9 protein-coding genes are annotated in these 8,899 nt (G+C 58.3%); all 9 read right to left on the bottom strand.

What is annotated here, in order from left to right; genetic code table 11:
• The coding region (locus K8B33_RS15925) for an RHS repeat domain-containing protein (protein ID WP_223428337.1) at positions 1–1,326 on the bottom strand (1,326 nt) is incomplete at its 3' end.
• Positions 1,327–1,442: 116 nt separating this feature from the next.
• A complete protein-coding gene (locus K8B33_RS15930; protein ID WP_223424552.1) occupies positions 1,443–1,922 on the bottom strand; it encodes an SMI1/KNR4 family protein in 480 nt (159 codons plus the stop codon).
• Complete coding sequence (locus K8B33_RS15935; RefSeq protein WP_223424555.1) at positions 1,919–4,369, bottom strand: RHS repeat-associated core domain-containing protein; 2,451 nt, start codon at positions 4,367–4,369, stop codon at positions 1,919–1,921. Before K8B33_RS15935 ends, K8B33_RS15930 begins: the two co-directional genes overlap by 4 nt.
• A gap of 188 nt (positions 4,370–4,557) precedes the next feature.
• Positions 4,558–4,944 carry a hypothetical protein gene (locus K8B33_RS15940; RefSeq protein WP_223424560.1) on the bottom strand — a complete coding sequence of 129 codons (387 nt, stop codon included), beginning with the start codon at positions 4,942–4,944 and terminating at the stop codon, positions 4,558–4,560.
• A gap of 4 nt (positions 4,945–4,948) precedes the next feature.
• Entirely contained in the window at positions 4,949–5,350 is a 402-nt protein-coding gene (locus tag K8B33_RS15945) for an HNH endonuclease (protein WP_223424564.1), read from the bottom strand.
• 101 nt (positions 5,351–5,451) lie between these two features.
• Complete coding sequence (locus K8B33_RS15950; RefSeq protein ID WP_223424566.1) at positions 5,452–5,730, bottom strand: hypothetical protein; 279 nt, start codon at positions 5,728–5,730, stop codon at positions 5,452–5,454.
• Positions 5,730–6,926: an RHS repeat-associated core domain-containing protein gene (locus K8B33_RS15955; RefSeq protein WP_223428339.1), complete on the bottom strand. Its 1,197-nt coding sequence runs from the start codon at positions 6,924–6,926 to the stop codon at positions 5,730–5,732. The genes K8B33_RS15950 and K8B33_RS15955 overlap by 1 nt, the downstream gene beginning before the upstream one ends.
• Before the next feature lie 244 nt (positions 6,927–7,170).
• Positions 7,171–7,431: an immunity protein Tsi6 family protein gene (locus K8B33_RS15960; protein WP_223428340.1), complete on the bottom strand. Its 261-nt coding sequence runs from the start codon at positions 7,429–7,431 to the stop codon at positions 7,171–7,173.
• Positions 7,428–8,899: RHS repeat-associated core domain-containing protein (locus K8B33_RS15965; protein ID WP_263284732.1), on the bottom strand; the 1,472-nt coding region annotated here is incomplete at its 5' end. The genes K8B33_RS15965 and K8B33_RS15960, both read right to left, overlap by 4 nt.

Consider the following 8,899-nt stretch of genomic DNA (forward strand, 5'->3'; position numbering starts at 1 on the left):
CACAGAATCTCTGAAGCGCGCTGTCCCGTGGTCCTCGGCTCGCAGCCACGTCCTGGCAACCGAGTGATCAAAGGCTTCACTGACATCAATCGGTTGTCCGGCATCCGTGCGGTTCAGGCGCCGCAACAACTCCCACATGGTTGAGGACGGGGCATGCCCTCCAATCTTGTCTCGCGCACTGCTGAACGCAGCACTCGGGCTTTCATCTGCTTCGCGCACTATGATCGCTGTCGGCAGATCACCCCCGCCGCTGCCAGCCAGCACGTCCCGGAGTGCCCTCACACCCGAGGCGTCGAGGTAGGTGTAGCTTTCCCCGCCCCAGTTGCTACTCCGGCTGAAGGTTTTCAGGTGATCGCCCAGATCATTGGCCCGAACCACGTCCTGTATGGCACCGCTGGGCCGTCTGAAGCTGCGCTCCTCGTCTGCGGCGGCATAGACGCGCTGCAGCTCATCTGAGATCAGTGCTGCCCACCCATCCGGGTCCACATACACCGTCGGGTTCTGATAGGCATACAAGTACTTATGCAGGCTCGGCGGCATGCTCACATCGCCTGACCACGGGTCCTGGCTCAGGAAGCGGGCCGTCTCCGGGTCGTAATACCGGGCTTTGGCGTAGATCAGGCCGGTTTCCTGATCGTGTTCGTGGCCGGTGAAGCCGAAGCGGTTGAAGGAGGTACCGCTTTGTTGGCGGGTGTTGCCCCAGGCGTCATAGCTGTAGCGGGCGCTTACTGTGCCGTCTCGCCGTGTTAGCGCGATGGGGCTGTTCAGGGCATCGAACAGGTAATACTCGGGGAGGCTGTTGGCCGCCCGCAGGCTCAGCAGGCGGTCCGGGCCGTAGTCGTAGCGGGCGGTCAGGGTGTTGTTGCCGTCGCTCTGGAACAGCACGGCCTGGTCGTCGTGGGTGTAGCGCTCGATGCCGCGCTCGCCCTGCTTCTCGGTGCGCATGCCCCGGTAGTCGTAGAGGAACTGGCCCAGGGTGGAGCCACCCTGGGTGATCTCGCGCAGGTGGTTGCGGGCGTCGTAGGTGAAGGTGGTGGTGTTACCGCTCTGGACCTTGCTGATCTGGTTGCCGTTGGCGTCGTAGCCGAAGGTGGCGTTGTGGGCCGGCTCGATGCTGTCGCTGATGTCGGTCAGCTGGTGGCGGCTGTTGTAGGCCAGGGTCTTGTTGCTGAGCAGCTCGTCGCTGGCCAGGTCGGTGACGGTCTCAGTGACCCGGTTCCAGGCGGCGTCGTAGGTGTAGGTGGTGATCTCTTCCCCGAAGCCGTTGTGCTCGGTCTGCTGAGTACGATTGCCGTTGCCGTCGTACTGGTAGCCGTAGCGGGCCACTTCGCCGCCGTGGTTACAGCGAAGCGGAAGGGGTACAGATTATTAAAGAGCTTACCGGTTCATCGACAGGAAGCAGGATCCCGCCATAAAGTTGTTCGGAAAACACCGGGCATCGACTACTTCTTCTGATCGAGGGACTTCAAGAACTCTGGATCGATCCATGCGCTCTTTACTTGGTCAGGCTTGAGCTCAACGCTGCCCGGATCGAATGGCTCGAGCAGCTCAATGAAACGCGAGAAGCTGTCCGCCAGTTTTGTATCCCTTTTCGGTTCTTCGTGGTCCCAGAAAAAGACACCGCCTCCGGCCAAGACGTCCAGGCAAACATAGTTACCCCCTTCAGCCCATGCGATCGGAATGCGGCCATCAACCAAATTCTCAATAAAATTACATTCCTTGCGGATCCGATGTAAAGGAATGAACTCATTGATCCCGGATTCGTTCGATTCTGAAATCGAAAAGATATTCAGTTTTGGTTTTGCGCCATCGTGTTTCGCGACAAAATGCCGATAATCAACGGGGAAAGAGACCCTCATATCCTGTTCAACATTACGGATCTCCTCTTCCGATAGACTGCGCCCACCTAAAATATCGATCATTGAGTGCCTCTATGCCGAATCACTGCCGCACCACCTGTATGGCGCACAGCATTATGAATTTCCTGCGGTATCAGCTGCATCGTTCTACCATCTTCCACGTGATGCCAAACATAACCAGATGGAGTCTGTGGCAATCCCACGGCCCTATTCGCTACCAAGGCGTCCTTCGCGTAATTCCCTGTCAACCCGTCAAGTTCGACTTGAGCTCTGCTGTGCGGAGAGAAATCTGGGAATCCCCTTTCGTCGAACCTCACTCCAGAGGGATGTGTCTGGCCAGCGTACTGACTATTGATAGGCCTCCGCCCACCGACAGTTGCCACCTCTCTGTTTGTAACTGCTTCAGCCGCACCCGAAGAACGCCCACGAATACTCTGAACGCCCTTCGTCGCCATCATACCACCAGGAACGGCATAAATGGCTCGCTCCCAGTTTGCCAGCTCCTGCTCACTGACCGGGAGGCGGCCTTCCTTAAGGACAAACGCACTGCACACAGGCGTTGCGTCACAAGCGACATCGCCCATTGTGTTCGTCATCTGGATCGCTTGCGCATGCGTTTCCCGCAACTGACGTTGCCCGGGCGAACCTTCGGCCAGAAGCTCTTCAAGCCAGTCACGGGCGCCCGGGTTACTTTCCGCTTCTGCTACCTGTCGCTGTCCTGCCGCAGCAGCTGCACGTCGGCCGTCTTCGCGATCCAGCTCAAACAGGTTGCAGTTTCTTCTGTCCGCGACACAGTCCGCATTGCGCCGGTCCCTCGGATTCTCCGGTCTGGGCTGGATATTGCTGACGTCGGCGACCGGCTGGCCGCTGACGTGCTGGTCGCCTGCCCCGCACTGATGGGTGTAGACACGGTCCACCAAACAGATGGGCTGCCACCCATCCGGGTCCACATACACCGTCGGGTTCTGATACGCATACAGGTACTTATGCAGGCTCGGCGGCATGCTCACATCGCCAGACCAGGGGTCCTGGCTCAGGAAGCGGGCGGTTTCCGGGTCGTAGTAGCGCGCCTTGGCGTAGATCAGGCCGGTTTCCTGATCATGTTCGTGGCCGGTGAAGCCGAAGCGGTTGAAGGAGGTGCCGCTTTGCTGCCGTGTATTGCCCCAGGCATCGTAGCTGTAGCGGGCGCTTACTGTGCCGTCTCGCCGTGTTAGCGCGATCGGGCTGTTCAGGGCATCGAACAGGTAATACTCGGGGAGGCTGTTGGCCGCTCGCAGGCTCAGCAGGCGGTCCGGGCCATAGTCGTAACGGGCCGTCAGGGTGTTGTTGCCGTCGCTCTGGAACAGCACGGCCTGGTCGTCGTGGGTGTAGCGCTCGATGCCGCGCTCGCCCTGCTTCTCGGTGCGCATTCCCCGGTAGTCGTACAGGAACTGGCCCAGGGTGGAGCCGCCCTGGGTGATCTCGCGCAAGTGGTTGCGGGCGTCGTAGGTGAAGGTGGTGGTGTTGCCGCCCTGGACCTTGCTGATCTGGTTGCCGTTGGCGTCGTAGCCGAAGGTGGCGTTGTGGGCTGCATCCACGCTGTCGGTGATATCAGTGAGCTGGTGGCGGCTGTTGTAGGTCAGGGTCTTGTTGCTGAGCAGCTCGTCGCTGGCCAGGTCGGTGACGGTCTCAGTGACCCGGTTCCAGGCGTCGTCGAAGGTGTAGGCTTCAGCCTTGTCCGGGTAGTGCACGGCCTGGAGCCGGTCGGCGGCGTCGTAGGTGTAGGTGGTGATTTCTTCCCCGAAGCCGTTGTGTTCGGTCTGCTGAGTACGGTTGCCGTTGCCGTCGTACTGGTAGCCGTAGCGGGCCACTTCGCCGCCGTGGTGGCGGTGGACCAGGCTGGTCAGGCGGTGGCCGGTGTCGTAGCCGTAATCGCTCACGCCGCCATGGGGGTAGGCGATGCGGCTGAGCTGGTCAGTGCGGCGGTAGCTGTAGCGGGTCTCGCCGTCCTGGGTGGCGACGCTGCTCAGGCGGTTGCGGCGGTCGTAGCGGTATTGGGTGACATGCCCGGCGGAGGACAGCAGGCGGGTGCGGTTGCCGTTGTCGTCGTAGCTGTAGCTGACCGTCTGCCCGAAGTGGTCGGTCTGGTGGATCAGGCGGTCGAAGCGGTCGTAGCGGTAGGCGGTGGTCCGGGCGGCGCCGCCTTCTGCGGTCAGGGTTTCTGTCACACTCAGCAGGTTGTTGTTGGCGTCGTAGGCATAGGCTTCGCTGGCCAGTGCGCTGAGGTTCGTATCCAGCAGCCGGCGGGCGGTGCGGCGGTCCAGGGCGTCGTAGTCGTGCTCGATCAGGGTGCCGTCGGGCAGGCTTTCCAGGCGCAGGTTGCCGTGGGCGTCGTACTCCAGATAGGCGTGGATGGTGTTGTCCGGGTAGCGCTGCTGCAGCGGCCGGCCCAGGGGGTCGTAGGTCCAGTGGGTCTGCCGACCCGCGCCGTTCGCCCCATGCGTCCACTGATATTTCCCTGGGTTCGACAAATATCGATAAGATCCGCACCTACCGCGCGATGAACATGCGCAACACCAGACAGGCCTTCCGACAAAATCCGGTTATAGTTGTGCGTAGCCAGTTCATCAATACGCGAATATGCGCAGCCCACCGCTCAGGACTCAGATGCCCATAATTGCCCGCACTTCCGCTCCACGACTTAACGTAGTATTTGACTCTAGAAATTGATAAACGGGAAAATCCTTCGAAACATTTCCTCTACCTCGTGATTCTCCGACAAACTCTGTTGAATCGCATCAGGAGACGCGGGCATATCGTAGATTTTCTTATTCCTTTTTATCGCCAAACCCGTTAATGCGAGATCTTCATCATCGGATCTATTCCAAACAGGATCAAATCCAACGATGCGGTAAACGGACGACAATGGCCCGTCAAACTCCATTAGATCAAGCAAATATCCTGGCATCTCGGAAACATCCATCTCCCCCACTGTCAGCACTGCCCACTCTCTCAGTTCACCGGTATCGATAGCCGACGAAAACAGACTGGCGACCACAAATCCGATGGTCTCACTATCTTCTTTCGTTAATCCTGTAGTAACCATGACGCTATCGCCCTTGTGACATCCCTTCCCAACCAAGATGGCCGGTACGTTTATGAATATCTCGCGGAACTAACTGCATGCGGCCAGTATCTTGGTGATGGTGCCACGAATAACCATCAATCCTTGGCGAACCGCTTCTTATCTGCTGCAACTGGGCATCCGTGAAACTGGCGGTACGGACCTGCCCTCTACCAACGGCTTCCGCCAAATCAGATGTGGCCATTTGCATTTGTTGTGTGTAACTCGCCCCTCTGAACTGATCAACTGGCAGGCGCGTGTCAAAACGAGCCACATCATCAAAGATCGGAAAGCCTCGCCGGTCAAAGACGATCCCGGTCACAGGATAGCGTTGCCCTGTCAGGAGAACGTTCCTGCCACCCAGCGGCGGAACGGTCGTAGAAGTCACGCTGCCTGCACCATGGACGGTTTCTAGCTGCTGTCTAGCAGCATGAGGCGCATACGGAACATCGTTACCTAAAGAGCGGGCGGGATTGTTTGCCCCCCCTTTTAGATTATTTCCTTGCGAATTTCTCCAATAGCTTTCGCTAATGGCTTGAAGCTTTCTGGCTGCTCAAAGTATACGTCTGACCCCTGCCTTGAGAAAGTGAGGACCTCCAGCTTTGCTTTACTGAGATCATTACAATCCAAAGCATCAATTAGACGCTGTGCAGTCGCAGCTATCATTTCCATTCCTGCCCGTCGTTCTTCATCAACCCCCGGAGCAGGGATGTCCATTGTATATGCATGAAGCTCAGTTTCAGCCCACGTTTTTAGGTGTGCATTCATTACGGAAGCTCCTCAATAATCGCTCTTGGACCCAAGACATTATATGTTTGATCAGCCCCGCCGGTTAGGTGGCTGCCGTACTGAGTCTGCGGCGCCACTCTACCTTGAAACACCGTTGTGCCCGGCTGCAACCTAACCGTAGCTGCTTGAGTAGCGTTATTATTGGGGAGTGCCAATCGTTCGATCCTAGATTGTGGCGTGGACAACCATTCCGATGTAGACCACCTACCTCCCAACTGTGCATTAACTCCATCAAAATAACGGAATTCAGTCAATTCTTGAGCAAGTGTGTTAACCCGGAATGTTTCTAGATCAAAAGCTCGAATAAGCTGATTTCGTTCGGATACGGGAAGATCCGGACGAGCCTCACGCAATATTTGTCTTCCTTGTCGGACATTCGCCGCCGCTTCCGCTCGAATGGCAGCCGTATTGTTGTTTGGAACCACCGCCTGCGCCCGCCGACTCACCGGCGCTTCCGAGATATCCGGTACGGCATTATCGTATCGGGAACCTTGTCCGCCTGTCTGCACCGTATTGATCTGCGGGACGCGCTGGTTCTCCACAACCCGTGTTTGCCGCTGGGGAGCAGTATCTACCGCTTCGCTGATTTTACGGCTTCGATGCAGCATCCCGGGGAGTCGCGACGGGAAACTCCCCGTCATCAGAAGGAGGGCTGCTGGCCCCGTCGACGCCGTGAGCGAGGCGGTGTGAGTCTCAAACTCCTCAACCGTGACATCAAAGTACGCCGCCCCGGCCCGGCTCGGAAGCGACAGGGCATTCAGCCCCGCATTGGCCAGCGCGATGGGCACATTCAGGACAGACGAGCCTGCTGCGGCAGCGTAATCCAGGCTCTTGTAGCCGCTATTCACTCGCTGGAACGGCTCCAGCTGGAAGGTTTCATCCGTCAGGCGACGATTGAAGGCCGGTATGGGCTCTTCGCCATCCGGGTCCACATACACCGTCGGATTCTGATACGCATACAGGTACTTATGCAGGCTCGGCGGCATGCTCACATCGCCAGACCAGGGGTCCTGGCTCAGGAAGCGGGCGGTTTCCGGGTCGTAGTAGCGCGCCTTGGCGTAGATCCGGAATGGTTTGAGGCCTGGAATGGGCGGTTGGCGGGGTATTGGTTTTCGTCGGGGTAGTGGGTAGGGATGGCGGGCAGCGATAGCAAATGAAGTGCTTGTGGCTGCCACTTTACGGTGACCACGGGAAAGTGTGGCCTGTCAGTACGGATTGGTGAAAAAACGAACGGTCAGGAGGAGGGGAAGCAACAGGAATTTACAGCGCAGCTGTCTCTGGCGGCCCTGCGAGAAGCAAATCTGCTCAGAATCTGAGCAGATGATGGGTAGCTGGATGTGAGGGAGGTCCGCCGGACAGGCGGACGGGACAGCCAGAGCTTCGCCGACCATTGCCTGGACTACCGTCCAAATCCAGCCTTTACATCTGCCTTACTTCGCCCGCAACCTGATAAAACACCTCCGCCGCCTCATCATCTATAGGCTCGATCTCCCGAGCTGTCAGAACGCCAATGGTTATATCTTGCAACCGTGATCTATCTGAATGCCTCCCTGATTCCAGACCAATCAAATAATAAAGCTGTTGCTTAATAGATTTAAGCGGCTCATGAGTTGGATACTTCACGAGCAATTCATCACATTTTTTAGATGCCTTATCAAGCATGATTAATCTCTGGTTCATGGGCTCGGCACCTCCAACATCAAGCTTCTGTTCGGAACAAAGTACTGTGTCCCGCCACCGCTGGCTTGAAACGGCTGACTAGGCACAGTCCACGTATCTGTGATTCGCGCTGCGGTACTTTGTAACGCTGAAGTCGGCTGTGACGGAGTGAAATGCATAGGAACTCGCCCTGCTGGATTGATCCCTAGCATCCCCGCAGGAGAACCGGTAGGCGCGAAGTAGCTTCCTACCCGGCCATCCAATACGTGCTGCACGTAGCTAGTGCCGGGCGCCAGCTCCGTAACTCTGACGGGCATCGAAAAATCAATTCCCTCCAGGTGACCAAGGGTCCGGTCCGCGTTGAATCCACCACTGCGGTAAAAGTCATATGCCGTGCCATATCGCGCATGGTTACCAAAACTAGAAGCTTCACGGGCTGCAACGCTTTCTGCGACATTCGCTTCGATTCGAGCTCTAGTGGCAGAAGCTGGAGAGGTGTTTGGAACATCAACTCCCGGCCCCTGCACACTCTCCTGCACCCGCTGCGACCGAGCACTGTCATTCCCACCGCTTCTGCGTGGCGATGGTGTCCGGCCGATCCGAGCTGCACCTGCCCCGGGTGTCGCCGCTGCAAACAACCCGCCCTGAAACTGACCCGCTGCTTCCAGATCACCTCGGATAAACACATCCCCGAGGAAGGCGCCCGTGGCATCTGTCGTGCGGCTCGCCGCCCGCCCCGTGGCGCCAATCACACCATGCTCGGCCACTGAGCTGCGGGTGGCTTGAGCGATGGCGGAGCTGGTGTCTCGCGTGTACTGGATCGTACCAGAAACTCGCTCGGCGGACTCTTGGCCCACGGCCGAGCGTTTCAGGAAGGGGTTCTGCGATATCCCTACATCCATGGCCAGATCAGCGAGATTGGCAATGGCGCCACCGGCTTCCAGCAAGGCACCGCCGCCGGAGGTAAAGGTGTTGAGGGCTCGAATACCCAGATCCTTGCTCAGGCTCTCCCCCATCTGACCAGCCATGTAGCGGGTATGCTCACGCTGATCCGCTGCCAGGCCTTGCAGGAAGTCCCTCATATGGCTGGTCACGGGCGCCCTGCCATCCGGGTCCACATACACCGTCGGGTTCTGATAGGCATACAAGTACTTATGCAGGCTCGGCGGCATGCTCACATCGCCAGACCAGGGGTCCTGGCTCAGGAAGCGGGCGGTTTCCGGGTCGTAGTAGCGCGCCTTGGCATAGATCAGGCCGGTTTCCTGATCATGCTCATGGCCGGTGAAGCCGAAGCGGTTGAAGGAGGTGCCGCTTTGTTGGCGGGTGTTGCCCCAGGCGTCATAGCTGTAGCGGGCACTGATGGTGCCGTCTCGCCGGGTTAGCGCGATGGGGCTGTTCAGGGCATCGAACAGGTAATACTCGGGGAGGCTGTTGGCCGCTCGCAGGCTCAGCAGGCGGTCCGGGCCGTAGTCGTAGCGGGCGGTCAGGG

The sequence above is a fragment of the Alcanivorax limicola genome (genome assembly GCF_019931215.1).
Lineage (GTDB): Bacteria > Pseudomonadota > Gammaproteobacteria > Pseudomonadales > Alcanivoracaceae > Isoalcanivorax > Isoalcanivorax limicola.